This window comes from Streptomyces sp. cmx-18-6 (assembly GCF_046548915.1).
In the GTDB taxonomy this organism is placed as follows: domain Bacteria; phylum Actinomycetota; class Actinomycetes; order Streptomycetales; family Streptomycetaceae; genus Streptomyces.
Genome location: NZ_JAEBEP010000015.1, coordinates 1 through 14,915 on the forward strand (window position 1 = coordinate 1; position 14,915 = coordinate 14,915).

Below are 14,915 nucleotides of genomic sequence, written 5' to 3' on the forward strand. Positions count from 1 at the left end.
CGATGGCGCCGCTGATCAGTGTTAGGGCGGTCCACTTGCGGTTCTTGAAGCCTTCGGCCTTGCCGGCGGCGATGGCGACGGCGATCTCGAAGATGACGGCGACGGCGAGGTGCAACCAGTGCATGAGGAGTCCTTGGTCTGTGCGGCCGGGTGGGTGGTGCGGGTGGTGGGGCGGCAGGTTCCCCATCACTAGATGTTGCTTGTACGTGCAAGTTCTTGTAGCGACTTTCCTCCCGGTCGGGGAGGTCGGTGCGTTGGAATAAAGCTTGCATGAGCATGGATCTGGTTGTCAAGCGAAGCTGTGCGGAACCTTCGCAGGCGTCGGCCGCACGGTCGCGGGTTCGGTCGGTCGACCCTGGTCAGAAGTGTGCGAGGGGGCGAGGGTCGCAGGTCTCACGGGTGCGCTTCCCTGGGGTCGGGCCCGTCATCAAGCCACATGCTCATGCAAGTACCTGAGTTTTCGGCCCGCACACACCCGGGCCGCCGGCCGCTACGCCGAAGCGTTCGGCCCCCCGCACCCGCACGAGCGCCGGACCACCAGCGCCGAGGGGAACTGCTTCAGCCGCTCCCGCCGCGAGCCGACGACCCGGAGCGAGTCGTCCAGCACCAGGTCCACGGCGGCCCTGGCCATCGCGGGCCGGTCGGAGAAGACCGTGGTCAGCGGCGGATCGGTGAGCCCGGCCTCCTTCACGTCGTCGAAGCCCGCGACCGCCAGCTCCCCGGGCACGTCGATGCGCAGCTCGCGCGCCGCCCGCAGCACCCCGAAAGCCTGGTCGTCCGTGGCGCAGAAGATCGCCGGGGGTCGGTCCGGGCCGGCCAGCAGGTCGAGGGCGACGCGGTAGGCGTCGTAACGGTTGTACGGGGCCTGGAACAGCCGGCCCTCCGTCGAGCGGCCCGACTCGTGCATCGCCCGGCGCCACCCCTCGACGTGGTCGGCGACCGGGTCGCCGACCACCGGGGTCGACTCCACGCCGCCGAGGCACGCCACGTACGCGTGACCGTGTTCCAGCAGGTGGCGGGTGGCGAGCTGCGCGCCGCCGACGTCGTCCGTGACGACCGCGACGTCGTCGATCGCCTCCGGGCGCTCGTGCAGCAGGACGACCCGGGCGTCCCACGCCTCGATCTCCGCCGCCGCCCGCTCGCTGGGACCCTGGCTGACCAGGATCAGCCCGGAGACCCGCATGCCGAGGAAGGCCCGCAGATAGTGGACCTCGCGCTCGTCGCGGTAGTCGGAGTTGCCGACGAGCACCATTTTTCCGCGCTCGGCGGCGGCCTGTTCGACCGCGTGCGCCATCTCCGCGAAGAAGGGCTGCCGGGCGTCCGGCACGATCATGCCTATGAGGTCGGTCCGCCGCGACGCCATGGCCTGGGCGACCCGGTCGGGGCGGTAGCCCAGCTCCTTGATCGCGGCGAGCACCCGCTCGCGCGTGGCCGGGGCGACCGGCCGGGGCCCGTTGTTGATGACGTAACTGACCACTGCGGTCGACGTCCCCGCCAGTCTCGCCACATCGTCCCGCGTCACCTTGGCCACGCGCGGCAGTCTACGCGGATATACCTACCTCTTGGCAGCCTCGACCGGGGCTTCTTCCGCCACCGTGGCCGAAGGCGACTGCTCCGAACGGGCTACGGATTCATCGGACCGACGCTGGGCCGCCGCCCGCTCCTTCGCCTCCTCCGCCGCGCGCTCCACCTTCTCCGGGGTGACGAAGCGGTAGCCGACGTTCCGGACCGTTCCGATCAGCGACTCGTGCTCGGGGCCGAGCTTGGCGCGCAGCCGCCGGACATGGACGTCGACCGTCCGCGTACCGCCGAAGTAGTCGTAGCCCCACACCTCCTGGAGGAGCTGGGCGCGGGTGAACACCCGGCCCGGGTGCTGGGCGAGGTATTTCAGCAGTTCGAATTCCTTGAAGGTCAGGTCCAGGACCCGGCCCTTGAGTTTCGCGCTGTACGTCGCCTCGTCCACGGAGAGATCGCCGTTGCGGATCTCCATCGGGGAGTCGTCGGACGTGATCTGCTGCCGGCCGGTGGCCAGCCGCAGCCGCGCCTCCACCTCGGCGGGCCCCGCCGTGTCCAGCAGGACGTCGTCGATCCCCCAGTCGGCGGTGACGGCCGCGAGGCCGCCCTCGGTGACGACGAGGATCAGCGGACAGCCGGGTCCGGTGGACCGCAGCAGCTGACAGAGCGAGCGGACCTGGGGCAGGTCGCGGCGCCCGTCGATGAGGATCACGTCGGCGCCCGGGGTGTCCACCAGGGCCGGGCCCTCGGCGGGGGCCACCCGCACGCTGTGGAGCAGAAGGCCGAGGGCGGGGAGCACCTCCGTCGACGGCTGGAGTGCGTTCGTCAACAGCAGCAGTGAACTCATCGCCGCCCACCTGCCTGGTTCGGTCGATCGTGTTGCACGGTTCGCTCGCCCATTACGTCGGTCCTCCTCGTTCCCTGCGAGAGGGGCACTCCCGGGTCGGACCCGGGGGAGTATGCGGCACTGCTTCGTACGGCTGTACGGCGATGTCCCCGCGATCACGCTGCGGCGTTCGTCATACAGGTTTTACGGTGCGGTCCCGCGCCCTGGGACCGCTGAGCTTGTTGAAACGTCTCCGTAACAACGCCCGGGAAGCACAAAAGGACCCGGGGGCTGCTTTGCCCGGATCCTCTTCGCAGCAGAATAACCCACATGAGTTCCGCGACCGAGGGTCGATTCCTGAGTTCTTCTGTTCCCTTGCTCACGCAGGTTCCACGATTCACCACATTGCTGACCGATGACGGGGTGCCGGTCGAGGCGGTGTACGAACCGTGTACGGCGGGTTCCGCGGGCCCCGGGAGCATCCCGCCGCGCGCGCCGGCGGACGTCCCCGCGATCGTCGTGGCGCACGGGTTCACCGGCTCGGCCGACCGTCCCGCCGTACGCCGGGCCGCCCGGGTGTTCTCCCAGCGTGCGGCCGTGATCACGTTCTCGTTCCGGGGCCACGGGCGGTCCGGCGGGCGCTCCACGGTGGGGGACCGCGAGGTGCTGGACCTGGCCGCGGCGGTGGCCTGGGCGCGGACGCTCGGGCACGCCCGGGTCGTTACGGTCGGGTTCTCGATGGGCGGCTCGGTCGCGCTCCGGCACGGCGCTCTGTATACGGACCGCGAAGAGGGTCCGGAGGCACGGGAGGCGGCTGGTCGTGCACCGGTGCGCGACCGGCGCACAGGGGAGCGTTCGGGGGCGCACTTCGGCGCGCATGCCGATGCGGTGGTCTCGGTCAGTTCTCCCGCGCGCTGGTACTACCGGGGTACGGCCCCGATGCGCCGCCTGCACTGGGTGGTCACGCGGCCCTCGGGACGGCTCGTCGGGCGGTACGGCTTCCGCACCCGGATCGCCACCGACGACTGGAACCCCGTGCCGCTCCCGCCGGTCGCCGCGGTCCCCCTCATCGCCCCGGCCCCGCTGCTGCTCGTGCACGGCGACCGGGACCCCTACTTCCCGCTGGACCACCCGAGGATGCTGGCCGGGGCGGCGGGGGAGGGCGGGGCGGAACTGTGGCTGGAGCGGGGCATGGGGCACGCGGAGAACGCGGCGGACGACGCTCTCCTCGGCCGGATCGCCGACTGGGCGACGGCCGTGCCGCCCGCGTGACCCATCATGGAGAGCTGACGCACGAGGCGTCCGACGAACCGACCGAAGGAGTGGCGCCATGGCAGCGGGGACGATCCGCTACTGGGCTGCGGCCAAGGCCGCCGCGGGCACGGCGGAGGAGCCGTACGCGGCGGCGACCCTCGCCGAGGCGCTCGACGCCGTACGCGAACGACACCCCGGCGAGCTGAGCCGGGTGCTCCAGCGGTGCTCGTTCCTCATCGACGGGAACCCCGTCGGTACCCGTGGGCATGAGACCGTACGCCTTGCCGAGGGCGGCACGGTCGAGGTGCTCCCGCCGTTCGCAGGAGGGTGAACCGCAGGCCATGAGCAGCACCAGCGATCAGCAGTACCCGTATCCGTACGACCCCCAGCAGCAGCCGGCTCAGCCCCAGCAGCCGTACTGGCCCGATGGGACGGCCGGGCAGTCGGCCGCGCCCGCGTCCCCGGAGCCGGGCGGCTACGACCAGGGCGCGACGCAGACGTGGCAGGGCCAGACCTGGGACACGCAGTACCAGCCGACGATCCCGCGGAACCCGGAGCCGTACCAGGGGCAGGTCCAGGGATACGGGCAGCAGCAGCCGGACGCGTACGGGAGTGGGCAGCCGGACGCGTACGGAGCCGGGCAGCCGGGCGCGTACGGGACTCCGCAGCCGCTGTACCGGGAGCCGCAGCACCCGCAGCCGCAGCAGCCCCAGCAGTCGCAGTCGCTGTACCAGGAGCCGCAGCACCAGCAGCCCCAGTACCAGGAACCCCAGTACCAGCAGCCGTACCAGGACCCCCAGACGCCCCAGCAGCCCCACGCCGGACAGCAGCCCCAGCAGCCCCATTTCGGACAGCAGCCGTACCGGCCCGCCGCCGCCGAGGCCGCCTACCCGCCCCCGCAGGGCGCCTCCGGCTCGCTCCCGCTGCCGCCCGAGGTTCCGGCGGCCCCCGCAGCCGGGACCCAGCCCGTACCCCCGGCCGTACAGCAGCCGCAGCCCGCACCGCCGCAGCAGCCGCGGCCGGGGCTGGACGACGCCGGCTACAGCGCGCCCACCACCCTCGGCAACGCCCGGATCACCGACGCCCAGCGGGCCCGCGCCGAGGGGCGCTCCCCGATCATCGCGCCGGGGACGCAGCCCGCCGCGATCACCGCCGGGCTCGGCCTGCTCCTCGCGGGCGGCGCGGCGGTCGGCCCGTACGCCCTGCTCGTCCCGCTCGTCCTCCTCCAGGCCCTGACGGCCGCCGGCTGGTTCCGGCTCAACGGCATGTGGCCGGCCCGCCAGGGCATCGCGCTCGCCTTCGCGGGGGGTCTCGTCGCCGACGTCGCGCTCCTCGCGGCGGGCCGGGAGCACGGGCCCGCCGCGCTCCTGGGGACCCTGGGCGTCTGGGTGCTGCTCACCGTGGTCCTCCAGCTCCGCAGCAACGCGGGCGCCGACGACCGGCTGCACGGGCTGATGGCCACGGTCGTCTCGGCGGCCCTCGCGGTGCTGGCCGCCGGGCACCTCGCGGCGCTCCCGGACGCGGTGGCGGTCGGCGGGGTCGCGGTCGCGGCCGCCGTCCTGGCCCGTGCGCTGCCGCTCCCGGGCGTCGCCTCCGTCGTGGTGGCGCTGCTCGCGGCCGCCGGCGCGGGCATCGCGGTGGGCGGCCTGACGGACTACGGCACGCGGGGGGCGCTCCTCGGCCTCGCGGCAGGCGGCTGCGCCCTGATCGGGCTGCGGGTGGCGAGCTACGACTACCCGTCGCGCTTCGTCCACATGACCGCGGGGGTCGCGCTGCCGCTCACGGCGGCGGCCCCGGCGGTGTACCTGATCGGCCGCGCGCTGGTCTGACGTCCTCTCAACAGGGCCATACGCGCACGCGACAGGGGTACACGCTCCGGGAACCGATCGGGCGCCGCCGATCGTCGATCACCCGGGGCGTCCCCTGCTGTCGCAGTAGGCTCACGGATGCCGGGGGGACCGTACGGCTCAGGGTGGGGGAACGACACACATGCGCGCACTGCGAATACTGCTGGTCCTGCTGGTGGTGCTCGGCGCCGTCTTCGTCGCGGCCGACCGCGCGGCGGTGTATTTCGCCGAGTCGGAGGCCGAGGACCGGGTCGTCGCCGGCGGTTCCGAGGGCGGCGGCAGTGCCGGCAGGGCCGAGATATCGATCAAGGGATTCCCCTTCCTGACCCAGCTCGCCGCATCGGAGCTGGACCGGGTCGACGTCACCCTCACGGACATCAGGACCGAGGCCGCGGGCCGTGCCATACGGGTCGGCGAGGTGCGGGCGCAGCTGCGGGACGTGAAGCTCGGCTCGGGCTACTCCACCGCCACGGCCGCCCGCGCCACCGGCACGGCCGTCGTCTCGTACGAGGACCTGACGGCGGCGGCCGAGAAGGGCGTCACCGTCGCGTACGGGGGCGACGGCAAGGTCAAGGTCACCGGCACGGTCGAGATCCTGGGCCGCCCGATCTCCCGCAGCGTCCTGTCCACCGTGACCCGGGTCGACGGCCACACGATCAAGGTGCGCGCGGACGAGGTGCCGGGAGAGGGCATCCCCGGGGTGGAGGACCTGGTCCGCACCAGGACGGACTTCCAGGGCGACGTGGACGGGCTGCCGAAGGGGCTGGAGCTCCAGAAGATCCAGGTGACCGAGAAGGGCCTGGAGATCGACCTGAACGGCTCGAACGTCTCGCTGATGGACTGAGGACGCCGCGCGGGACGGACTGCGGACTGAGAGCACCGCACCGCACCGGCCGGACTACGGACTACAGACTACGGGCCACGGACTACGGGCTACGAGCCGAGGACGCCGCGTCCGGTCGTCCGGTCGGCCGGGCGGCCGGATGATGAGACGCCGACGTCCGTTCTGTAGATGCACCACGGACAAAGTGCGGCCGCGAACCGCCCCCGCGGCGCGTCTCACCTTCTCCCGTCTCGCATCATGGATGATCGCGTCTCAGTATCCGACACGACGGTGACATCTCCGCCCGTACCTCCCTACGATCGGACCCATGAAGCGACAGGCGGATCTCACGAAGCGGCGGGCAGTAGACCTGTGCCGCATCGCCGCCATGCTCTGTCGCACCTCCTGAGCGGGCCCGTTCGCACCGTCCCGCTCCTCCCCGGCCCTTCGACCACCGTCAGGGCCGGCCCCCGTGCCCCGTACGCGCCGCGCTCCGTCCGCGTGTATACCCGCACCCCCGCAGCATCACTCCGCATCTCGCACCACCCGCCGCAGACTGCCCCGGAGGAGAACAACATGAGCCGCAGCGACGTCCTGGTAGACGCCGACTGGGTCGAGGCCCACATCGACGACCCCGAGGTCGCCATCGTCGAGGTCGACGAGGACACCTCCGCGTACGAGAAGAACCACATCAAGAACGCGATCCGGATCGACTGGACCAAGGACCTCCAGGACCCGGTGCGCCGGGACTTCGTGGACCAGGCCGGCTTCGAGAAGCTGCTCAGCGAGAAGGGCATCGGCAACGACACGCTGGTCGTCCTCTACGGCGGCAACAACAACTGGTTCGCGTCGTACGCGTACTGGTACTTCAAGCTGTACGGCCACGAGAACGTCAAGCTCCTCGACGGCGGCCGCAAGAAGTGGGAGCTGGACTCCCGCGACCTGACCGACGCCGTCCCCACGCGCCCGGCCACCGAGTACAAGGCCAAGCCGCAGGACGAGTCCATCCGCGCCTACCGCGACGACGTCGTGAAGGCCATCGGCAGCCAGAACCTGGTCGACGTGCGTTCGCCCGACGAGTTCAGCGGCAAGCTGCTCGCCCCGGCGCACCTCCCGCAGGAGCAGTCGCAGCGCCCCGGCCACGTGCCGAGCGCCCGCAACATCCCGTGGTCGAAGAACGCCAACGACGACGGCACCTTCAAGTCGGACGACGAGCTCAAGGCCCTCTACGAGGACGAGCAGGTCGACCTGGCGAAGGACACCATCGCGTACTGCCGCATCGGTGAGCGCTCCGCGCTCACCTGGTTCGTCCTGCACGAGCTGCTCGGCCAGGAGAACGTCAAGAACTACGACGGTTCGTGGACCGAGTACGGCTCCCTCGTCGGCGTGCCGATCGAGCTCGGCGCCAACAAGTAATCCGTCCGACCAGCACCACTTTGACCAGAAGGACAGAACACCATGTGTGGAGCACAGGCCGGCGGCCCCGACGCTTCGACGATCAAGCCCGGTGAGACCACCATCCAGGGCAGCGTGACCCGCGACGGCGAGCCCGTCACCGGTTACGTACGCCTGCTGGACTCGACCGGCGAGTTCACCGCCGAGGTCCCGACCTCGGCGACCGGACAGTTCCGCTTCTACGCGGCCGAGGGCACCTGGACGCTCCGCGCCCTGGTCCCGGGCGGCAGCGCGGACCGCACGGTCGTCGCGCAGACCGGCGGACTCTCCGAGGTCGCGATCGCCGTCTGATCCACCGCCGTCCGATCCACGGCATGGCCGGTCCACGGCACAGAACGGCCGGAGGGCCGCACCCCAGGGGGTTGGACGCCACCTGACGCGGGGTGCGGCCCTTCGCGCCGTCCTGTTCCGGGCCCGCGAACGGTCCTACGCTGGAGATATGTACGCCCGACGCCGGCGCGGCTACTTCTGGATGATGGGCGGCTGCGTCGTCCTCTTCGTCTCCGCCTGGGCCGTCGTGCGCCTGTGGTCGATGCCGGCGGCCGTCGCCATGTGCCTGGTCGCCATGGTGATCCCGCCCGTCGCGGCGGTGCTCGCCAACCGGCGCGGCCCGGAGGACCGCTGGTGGGACGACCCCTCCGGCGACCCGAAGTCGGACGAGTGGTGGGACGAGCTGGACGGGAAGAAGCGGTACTGAGGGACGGAAGGCGTCCCCCGGCCGGATCAGTACACGAGCGCCTGCGTCCCCTCCGCCATGGCCTCCTGCACGAAGACCTGCGCCCCCGCGATCCGTACGCCCTCCAGCACGTCCTTCTCGGTGATCTCGCGCCGGGCCGCGCACTGCGTGCAGAGGGTGACCCGGCCGCCCGCCAGGATCGAGTCGAGCAGGTCCGGCAGCGGGGCGGCGTGCGGGAGCTCGAACTCGGCGGCCCGGCCCGGCAGCGCGAACCACGCGGACTCACCGGTCAGCCAGAGCGAGACCTCCACGCCACTGGCGACGGCCACGGCCGCCACGGTGAACGCCTGCGAGCAGCGCTCGGCGGAATCGGCCCCGGCGGTCACCTTGATCACGAGCTTCTTCGGCATGGGCGGAACTCTAATCGCCGGGGAGGGACGGGGAGGGGTGGGGATGACGGGGATGAGCGGGTGGAGCGGGGAGGAGGGGGCCGGCGGTGCGGCCGCCCGGCCCATCCCTGGACGCGTGGGCCGGGCCCCCACCCATTAGGCTGGGCACCGGCCCTGTACTGCCGCCATACCGCTCGTTCCGAGGAGCCCCCGTGCTTGAGGCATTCTTCACCTCCCTGCTGATCCTGGTCTGCGTCGGCGTACTCGCCTTCACGGTGGTCGCCGTGAAGAAGCTGTACCAGGGCCAGCGCTGACCCTCGCCCCACCCGATCGTTCCGCCCCTCCCTCACAGATCGTCTGAGCCGCTCATGATCGAGATTCCGTCCGACCTCCACCCGGACCTCGTCCCGCTGGCCTTCCTCATCGGCAAGTGGGCGGGCGCGGGCGTTTCCGACTTCCCCGGCGCCGAGAAGTGCAACTTCGGCCAGGAAGTCACCTTCAGCCACGACGGCCGCGACTTCCTGGAGTACGTCTCCCACAGCTGGGTGCTGGACGCGGACGGCAACCAGGTCCGCCCGCTGGAGTCGGAGTCCGGCTACTGGCGCATCGACAAGGACCGCAAGGTCGAGGTCGTCATGGTCCGCGACCAGGGCGTCGTCGAGATCTGGTACGGCGAGCTCGCGGACCAGAAGCCGCAGATCGACCTGGTCACCGACGCGGTGGCCCGCACGGCGGCCTCCGGCCCGTACAGCGGGGGCAAGCGTCTCTACGGGTACGTGAAGAGCGACCTGATGTGGGTCGGCGAGAAGGCGACCCCCGAGGTCGAGCTCCGCCCGTACATGTCGGCGCACCTGAAGAAGGTCGTCACCCCGGAGGAGGTCGCCGAGATGGCGAGGAACCTCGAGGACATGCCGGACGACGGCATCGCGTTCTTCAAGTAGGGGGCCCGCACGGAACGCGTACTCCTGCCCGGTGCTCGCCCCGCCCTACACTGGGCCTGTGGTGAGCACCGACTGGAAGACCGATCTTCGGCAGCGCGGCTACCGGCTGACGCCCCAGCGCCAGCTCGTCCTGGAGGCCGTGGACGCGCTGGAGCACGCGACTCCGGACGACATCCTGTGCGAGGTGCGCAAGACCGCGTCCGGGGTGAACATCTCCACGGTGTACCGGACCCTGGAGCTCCTGGAGGAGCTCGGGCTGGTCAGCCACGCCCACCTCGGGCACGGCGCCCCGACGTACCACCTGGCCGACCGCCACCACCACATCCACCTGGTCTGCCGGGACTGCGAGGGCGTCATCGAGGCGGACCTCTCCGTCGTCGCCGAGTTCACCGAGAAGCTGCGCGCGGACTTCGGCTTCGAGACCGATATGAAGCACTTCGCCATCTTCGGGCGCTGCAAGTCCTGTACGGCCGCGAGGACGGCCGCGAGGGACGGGAAGCCCGGGTCGTAGGCTGGGCGGCATGAAGAGCCCCCTGCTGTCCCTGCCCGGCGCCGTCGCCGCCGAGGGCCGCGACGAAGGAGTCGCCGCGCACTACGGCGACCTGTTCCGCGAGCAACGCGCCCTCGCCGATGGGAACGGCCTCGTCGACCTCTCCCACCGCGGTGTCGTCGCCGTCACCGGCGACGACCGGCTCGGCTGGCTGCACCTGCTGCTCACCCAGCACGTCAGCGACCTCGCCCCGCACCAGGCCACCGAGGCCCTGATCCTCTCCGCCAACGGCCACATCGAGCACGCCATGTACCTCGTCGACGACGGGACGACGGTGTGGATGCACGTGGAACCCGGCGCCCAGGGCGATCTGATCGCCTATCTGGAGTCGATGAAGTTCTTCTACCGGGTCGAGGTCGCCGACCGCACCGAGGACACCGCGGTCGTGCACCTGCCCGCCGGTTCCATCGCGGAGGCCCCGGACGGCGTGACCGTACGGGAGACCGCGCAGGGCCGGGACCTGTTCCTGCCGCGCGCCGACCTGGAGGCGTACGCCGCCGCCAACGGCCCGGCGGTCGGCATCCTGGCGTACGAGGCCCTGCGCGTCGAGGCGCACCGGCCGCGCGTCGGCTTCGAGACCGACCACCGCACCATCCCGCACGAGCTGGGCTGGATCGGCACCGCCGTCCACCTCCAGAAGGGCTGCTACCGGGGCCAGGAGACCGTCGCCCGCGTCCACAACCTGGGGAAGCCGCCGCGCCGGCTGGTCTTCCTGCACCTGGACGGCAGCGAGGTGCTCCTCCCGGGCCACGGGACGCCGGTACGGCTGGCCGCCGATGGCGAGGAGGGCCGCCAGCTCGGCTTCATCACCACCTCGGCCCGCCACCACGAGCTGGGCCCGATCGCACTGGCGCTGATCAAGCGGAACGTGGCGGTGGACGCGGAACTGATCGCCGGGGACACGGCGGCGGCCCAGGAGACGGTGGTCGAGCCCTGAGAGGCCGACGCCCCAGGGGGTGTCCGGCGGATCAGGACCGGAGGCGCGGGGAGTCGCGGACCCGGTCAGGGTCCGCGGACCCGCCCTACACCTCGATGATCACCGTGAACGGGCCCTGGTTCGTGAGCGTCACCCGCATGTCCGCTCCGAACCGGCCCGTCGCCACCTCCGCGCCCAGGGCCCGCAGCCGGTCCACCACCTCGTCCACCAGCGGTTCGGCGATCTCGCCGGGCGCCGCCGCGTTCCAGGTGGGGCGGCGGCCCTTCCGGGCGTCCCCGTAGAGGGTGAACTGCGAAATCACCAGGAGGGGGGCATTCACATCCGAACAGGACTTCTCGCCCTCCAGAATGCGGACCGACCAGAGCTTGCGGGCCAGTTGCGCCGCCTTCTCAGGGGTGTCCCCATGGGTGACTCCGACCAGTACGCACAAGCCTTCGCCGATGATCTCGCCGACCGTCCCGTGCGCCGACGGGTCGTGGCCCGTCCCGGCTGCCGAGACGCTCGCGCCGTCCACTCTCTGTACCACTGCACGCATACAGACCAACCTATCTTGGGCTGAACGGGTACAGAGTGTCTGCGGGGGCACCGTGCAGGGTGGCACCATGCACGATGTCGGTGTGCCGACGCACCGGTCGAGGGGACGGAACAGCATGAGCACCTATGGAGCCGGACAATCTCCCGGGCCCGTACCGGGAGCGCATATCAGCACCGGTACCGGTCCCGGAGCCCGTATCACCACCCTGCACTCACCCGTGAGACCCCTGCGGCCCGGGCGCGCTTCCGTGCCCGAGCAGAGCGGCGGCGCGGCCGGGTTCGGCGGGCTGCGGCTGCCGGAGCTGCGGACGCTGCGCCGGGACGCGCAGCGGGACGAGGCCGACCTCAGTTACGTACGCCGGCTGGTCCAGGGCCGGATCGACATCCTCCGCGCCGAGCTGGCCCGCCGGAGGGACCCCGACGCGCCCGTGCCGGAGACGCCGGTGGTGGACCGGCTCTCGGAGATCCTGGCCGACACCCCCTCCCGGCACCGCTCCTCCGCCCGGCACGTCACGCTGACGACGCCGCGCGGCGACGAGTTCCGGCGGCTCGCCGCCGAGAACCTGGCCGAGGTCGAGCTCTCCGACCTGGACGCCCGGACGGACGAGGAGCTGCACGACGCGATGGGCCGCCTCGTGCGGTACGAGCAGGAGGTCTCCCGACGCCGTCACGAGCTCCAGCGCACCACCGACGATTGCAGCGCGGAGATCGCCCGCAGGTACCGTGACGGGGAAGCCCAAGTGGACGACCTGCTCGCCTGAAGCGACCCTTCCGGGCGCGGCGGGTCCCGCACCCCGCCCGTCCGGCCGATCCTTCCGGGCGGCGGGTCTCCCGTATCCGCCCGACCGCTCCGGCCCTTCCCTCCGGGCGGCGGGTCCCCTACCGACCGTCTCCGGAAGGCCACCATGACGTCGACCGACGCCCCTGTCGCGATAGCCCCCGCCCCGCCCGTGCTGGCCGAGGTCGTACGGTCCGGGTTCACCGAGGGACGCCATCGGGGTTCGCTGGTCCTGCTCGCCGCTGACGGGAGCGTGCAGTGGTCCCTCGGGGACCCCGCCGCCCCGGTCTTCCCCCGGTCCTCCAACAAGCCGATGCAGGCCGCCGCGATCCTCCGGGCGGGCCTGGACCTGTCCGGGGAGCGGCTGGCGCTGGCGGCGGCCAGTCACTCGGGGGAGCCCTTCCACCTGGAACTCGTCGCCAGGATGCTCGCGGAGCACGGGCTGAGCGTCGACGACCTCCAGACCCCGCCCGACCTGCCGCTGGACCCGGTCGCCGCGGAGGCGTACCTCGCCGCCGGGAACGTACGCGAGCGGATCACCATGAACTGCTCCGGCAAGCACGCCGCCATGCTCGCCGTCTGCGTCCGCAACGGCTGGGACACCACGAGCTACCTCGACCCCGCCCACCCGCTCCAGCTCCTCGTCGGCCAGGTCGTCGCCGAGGCGGCCGGTGAGCCGGTCGCGGCCCTCGGCACGGACGGCTGCGGGGCCCCGCTGATGGCGATCGGGCTGACCGGACTGGCCCGCGCGTTCCGGTCGTTCGTGCTGGCGGAGCCGGGGAGCGCCGAGCGGCGGGTCGCGGACGCCATGCGCGCCCACCCCCAGTACGTGGCGGGCACCCGCCGCCCGGACACCTGGCTGATGAGCGAGGTCCCGGGGACCCTCTCCAAGATGGGCGCCGAGGCCGTGCAGGCGGTCGCGCTGGCGGACGGGCGGGCCCTCGCCTTCAAGATCGACGACGGGGCCGTCCGGGCGCTCGGCCCGGTCCTGGCCCGCGCCCTGGAACTGCTCGGGGTGGACGCCCCGGTGGTCGCCCGGATCGGGCGTTCGCCGCTGCTCGGCGGGGCGGTGGAGGTCGGGGAAATCCGCGCGACATTCTGAGAGGGCCGTGCGTAGCGTGGGGGTATGAGCCTCGACGTCCGCACGGTCACCGCCTCCGCATACCCCGACTGGCTGCGGGCGGTGCGCAACGGCTTCCTGGTGGCGGACACGCCGACCGAGGAGGACGCGGCGAGCCGGCTGCCCCACACCGACCTCTCCCGGGTGCGGGGCGCGTTCGACGCCGGGCGGTGCGTGGCGACGTTCCGTTCGTTCGCCCAGCGGCTGACCGTGGTGGGCGGGGCCACCGTGCCGGCCGACGCGATCAGCGCGGTGACGGTCGCGCCCACCCACCGCCGGCGCGGACTGCTGAGCCGGATGATGGCGAGCGACCTGGCGGCGGCCAAGGAGCGCGGCGAGGTCGTCGCCACACTGATCGCCGCCGAGTACCCGATCTACGGCCGGTTCGGCTTCGGCCCCGCCACCTGGACCACCGAGTGGGAGGTCGCCGTCCCGCGCACCGGCCTCGACCCGCGCCGGTCGGGCCGGCCGGAGGACGGCGGCCGGATCGAGATGGTCGACGCCGCCGACGTACGCAAGCTCGGCCCCGAGCTGTACGCCCGGTTCGCGGCGATCGGGCCCGGCGCCGTCAGCCGCGACGAGCGCTGGTGGAAGCAGCACACGGGGGCGGCGTACACCCCGGCCCACGAGAAGTGGACCGAGCCCTTCTACGCCGTCCACCGCGGCGCGGACGGCGAGGTCGACGGCCTGCTGGTCTACGGGGTCGACGACAAGTGGGGCGATGCCAAGCAGCCCCTGAACACCGCCTCCGTCCGCGACCTGATCGCGCTCACCCCGGCGGTCGAGCGGGCGCTGTGGCACTTCCTCTGCTCGGTCGACTGGATCACCACCGTCCGCTCCGGCTACCGCGCCCCCGACGACCTGCTCCCCCTGCTGCTCCCCGACCCCCGGGCCGCCAGGACGCTCACGCACGCCGACTGGCTGTGGCTGCGGATGCTGGACGTGCCGGGCGCTCTGGAGGCCCGTTCCTACGCCACCGAGGCGTCGCTCGTGCTCGACGTCCGGGACGACGCGGGGCCGGCCGGCGGGCGCTTCCTGCTGGACGTCTCGCCCGCCGGGGCCCGCTGCACCACGACCACCCGGAGCGCCGATCTGGCCCTGGGCGTGGGGGAGTTGGCCACGCTGTATCTGGGCGACGAGTCGGCGCGGCGGCTGGTGGACCTCGGACGGGCCGAGGAGCTGCGCGCCGGGGCGGCGGGGACGGCGGACGCCGTCTTCCGTACGGGGCGGCGGCCGTGGTGTCCGGACATCTTCTGAGCCGCCCGCTGGT

At 72.2% G+C, this 14,915-nt stretch carries 17 protein-coding genes and 1 pseudogene; 13 read left to right on the plus strand and 5 right to left on the minus strand.

The window, feature by feature from the left end; translation table 11 throughout:
* The 3 genes and pseudogenes from ACLJPL_RS28435 to ACLJPL_RS28445 all read right to left on the minus strand — a co-directional run.
* Positions 1-124, minus strand: a pseudogene (locus ACLJPL_RS28435) (QacE family quaternary ammonium compound efflux SMR transporter); the annotation flags it as partial.
* A gap of 366 nt (positions 125-490) precedes the next feature.
* Positions 491-1,531, minus strand: a complete 1,041-nt coding sequence (locus tag ACLJPL_RS28440; RefSeq protein ID WP_411083805.1) for a LacI family DNA-binding transcriptional regulator — start codon at positions 1,529-1,531, stop codon at positions 491-493.
* A gap of 24 nt (positions 1,532-1,555) precedes the next feature.
* Entirely contained in the window at positions 1,556-2,362 is an 807-nt protein-coding gene (locus ACLJPL_RS28445) for a response regulator transcription factor (RefSeq protein WP_411083806.1), read from the minus strand.
* Positions 2,363-2,746: 384 nt separating this feature from the next.
* On the opposite strand from ACLJPL_RS28445, the gene ACLJPL_RS28450 reads away from it, so the two are divergent.
* The 7 genes from ACLJPL_RS28450 (at position 2,747) to ACLJPL_RS28480 (ending at position 8,417) form a co-directional block, all read left to right on the plus strand.
* Entirely contained in the window at positions 2,747-3,613 is an 867-nt protein-coding gene (locus ACLJPL_RS28450; RefSeq protein WP_411083807.1) for an alpha/beta hydrolase, read from the plus strand.
* 58 nt (positions 3,614-3,671) lie between these two features.
* The gene (locus ACLJPL_RS28455) at positions 3,672-3,926 is read left to right on the plus strand and encodes a MoaD/ThiS family protein (RefSeq protein ID WP_018490344.1); all 255 of its coding nucleotides are present in this window, start codon (positions 3,672-3,674) and stop codon (positions 3,924-3,926) included.
* 10 nt (positions 3,927-3,936) lie between these two features.
* A complete protein-coding gene (locus ACLJPL_RS28460; RefSeq protein ID WP_411083808.1) occupies positions 3,937-5,424 on the plus strand; it encodes a hypothetical protein in 1,488 nt (495 codons plus the stop codon).
* 160 nt (positions 5,425-5,584) lie between these two features.
* A complete protein-coding gene (locus tag ACLJPL_RS28465) occupies positions 5,585-6,286 on the plus strand; it encodes a DUF2993 domain-containing protein (protein ID WP_411083809.1) in 702 nt (233 codons plus the stop codon).
* A gap of 555 nt (positions 6,287-6,841) precedes the next feature.
* Entirely contained in the window at positions 6,842-7,681 is an 840-nt protein-coding gene (locus tag ACLJPL_RS28470) for a sulfurtransferase (RefSeq protein ID WP_411083810.1), read from the plus strand.
* Between the two features lie 42 nt (positions 7,682-7,723).
* On the plus strand, positions 7,724-8,011 hold the full coding sequence (locus ACLJPL_RS28475; RefSeq protein WP_003968135.1) for a DUF1416 domain-containing protein: 288 nt from the start codon (positions 7,724-7,726) through the stop codon (positions 8,009-8,011).
* Positions 8,012-8,123: 112 nt separating this feature from the next.
* A complete protein-coding gene (locus ACLJPL_RS28480; protein ID WP_411083959.1) occupies positions 8,124-8,417 on the plus strand; it encodes a DUF3099 domain-containing protein in 294 nt (97 codons plus the stop codon).
* Between the two features lie 26 nt (positions 8,418-8,443).
* Here ACLJPL_RS28480 and ACLJPL_RS28485 read toward each other — a convergent pair whose 3' ends face one another.
* On the minus strand, positions 8,444-8,806 hold the full coding sequence (locus ACLJPL_RS28485; protein WP_411083811.1) for a DsrE family protein: 363 nt from the start codon (positions 8,804-8,806) through the stop codon (positions 8,444-8,446).
* Positions 8,807-9,153: 347 nt separating this feature from the next.
* Here ACLJPL_RS28485 and ACLJPL_RS28490 point away from each other — a divergent pair, with 347 nt between their 5' ends.
* From ACLJPL_RS28490 to ACLJPL_RS28500, 3 genes are read left to right on the plus strand one after another with little or no spacing between them, the layout of a single operon-like run.
* Positions 9,154-9,726 carry an FABP family protein gene (locus ACLJPL_RS28490; RefSeq protein WP_411083812.1) on the plus strand — a complete coding sequence of 191 codons (573 nt, stop codon included), beginning with the start codon at positions 9,154-9,156 and terminating at the stop codon, positions 9,724-9,726.
* A 58-nt stretch (positions 9,727-9,784) separates the two neighbouring features.
* The gene (locus ACLJPL_RS28495) at positions 9,785-10,237 is read left to right on the plus strand and encodes a Fur family transcriptional regulator (protein WP_411083813.1); all 453 of its coding nucleotides are present in this window, start codon (positions 9,785-9,787) and stop codon (positions 10,235-10,237) included.
* Positions 10,238-10,247: 10 nt separating this feature from the next.
* A complete protein-coding gene (locus ACLJPL_RS28500) occupies positions 10,248-11,213 on the plus strand; it encodes a YgfZ/GcvT domain-containing protein (protein WP_411083814.1) in 966 nt (321 codons plus the stop codon).
* A gap of 85 nt (positions 11,214-11,298) precedes the next feature.
* Here the strand turns inward: ACLJPL_RS28500 and dtd are convergent, their stop codons facing one another.
* Complete coding sequence (gene dtd / locus ACLJPL_RS28505; protein ID WP_411083815.1) at positions 11,299-11,748, minus strand: D-aminoacyl-tRNA deacylase; 450 nt, start codon at positions 11,746-11,748, stop codon at positions 11,299-11,301.
* A gap of 115 nt (positions 11,749-11,863) precedes the next feature.
* Here dtd and ACLJPL_RS28510 point away from each other — a divergent pair, with 115 nt between their 5' ends.
* The 3 genes from ACLJPL_RS28510 (at position 11,864) to ACLJPL_RS28520 (ending at position 14,902) form a co-directional block, all read left to right on the plus strand.
* The gene (locus ACLJPL_RS28510) at positions 11,864-12,508 is read left to right on the plus strand and encodes an ABC transporter substrate-binding protein (protein ID WP_411083816.1); all 645 of its coding nucleotides are present in this window, start codon (positions 11,864-11,866) and stop codon (positions 12,506-12,508) included.
* Between the two features lie 144 nt (positions 12,509-12,652).
* Positions 12,653-13,627, plus strand: a complete 975-nt coding sequence (locus tag ACLJPL_RS28515; protein ID WP_411083817.1) for an asparaginase — start codon at positions 12,653-12,655, stop codon at positions 13,625-13,627.
* Positions 13,628-13,651: 24 nt separating this feature from the next.
* On the plus strand, positions 13,652-14,902 hold the full coding sequence (locus ACLJPL_RS28520; RefSeq protein WP_411083818.1) for a GNAT family N-acetyltransferase: 1,251 nt from the start codon (positions 13,652-13,654) through the stop codon (positions 14,900-14,902).
* Positions 14,903-14,915 lie beyond the last annotated feature (13 nt).

What these genes read in the sequence shown, in the direction of transcription:
- ACLJPL_RS28445 (WP_411083806.1), bottom strand. Translation starts at nt 2,362, where the DNA reads ATGAGTTCACTGCTGCTGTTGACGAACGCACTCCAGCCGTCGACGGAG.
- ACLJPL_RS28455 (WP_018490344.1), top strand. Translation starts at nt 3,672, where the DNA reads ATGGCAGCGGGGACGATCCGCTACTGGGCTGCGGCCAAGGCCGCCGCG.
- ACLJPL_RS28460 (WP_411083808.1), top strand. Translation starts at nt 3,937, where the DNA reads ATGAGCAGCACCAGCGATCAGCAGTACCCGTATCCGTACGACCCCCAG.
- ACLJPL_RS28465 (WP_411083809.1), top strand. Translation starts at nt 5,585, where the DNA reads ATGCGCGCACTGCGAATACTGCTGGTCCTGCTGGTGGTGCTCGGCGCC.
- ACLJPL_RS28470 (WP_411083810.1), top strand. Translation starts at nt 6,842, where the DNA reads ATGAGCCGCAGCGACGTCCTGGTAGACGCCGACTGGGTCGAGGCCCAC.
- ACLJPL_RS28475 (WP_003968135.1), top strand. Translation starts at nt 7,724, where the DNA reads ATGTGTGGAGCACAGGCCGGCGGCCCCGACGCTTCGACGATCAAGCCC.
- ACLJPL_RS28485 (WP_411083811.1), bottom strand. Translation starts at nt 8,806, where the DNA reads ATGCCGAAGAAGCTCGTGATCAAGGTGACCGCCGGGGCCGATTCCGCC.
- ACLJPL_RS28490 (WP_411083812.1), top strand. Translation starts at nt 9,154, where the DNA reads ATGATCGAGATTCCGTCCGACCTCCACCCGGACCTCGTCCCGCTGGCC.
- ACLJPL_RS28500 (WP_411083814.1), top strand. Translation starts at nt 10,248, where the DNA reads ATGAAGAGCCCCCTGCTGTCCCTGCCCGGCGCCGTCGCCGCCGAGGGC.
- dtd (WP_411083815.1), bottom strand. Translation starts at nt 11,748, where the DNA reads ATGCGTGCAGTGGTACAGAGAGTGGACGGCGCGAGCGTCTCGGCAGCC.
- ACLJPL_RS28510 (WP_411083816.1), top strand. Translation starts at nt 11,864, where the DNA reads ATGAGCACCTATGGAGCCGGACAATCTCCCGGGCCCGTACCGGGAGCG.
- ACLJPL_RS28515 (WP_411083817.1), top strand. Translation starts at nt 12,653, where the DNA reads ATGACGTCGACCGACGCCCCTGTCGCGATAGCCCCCGCCCCGCCCGTG.
- ACLJPL_RS28520 (WP_411083818.1), top strand. Translation starts at nt 13,652, where the DNA reads ATGAGCCTCGACGTCCGCACGGTCACCGCCTCCGCATACCCCGACTGG.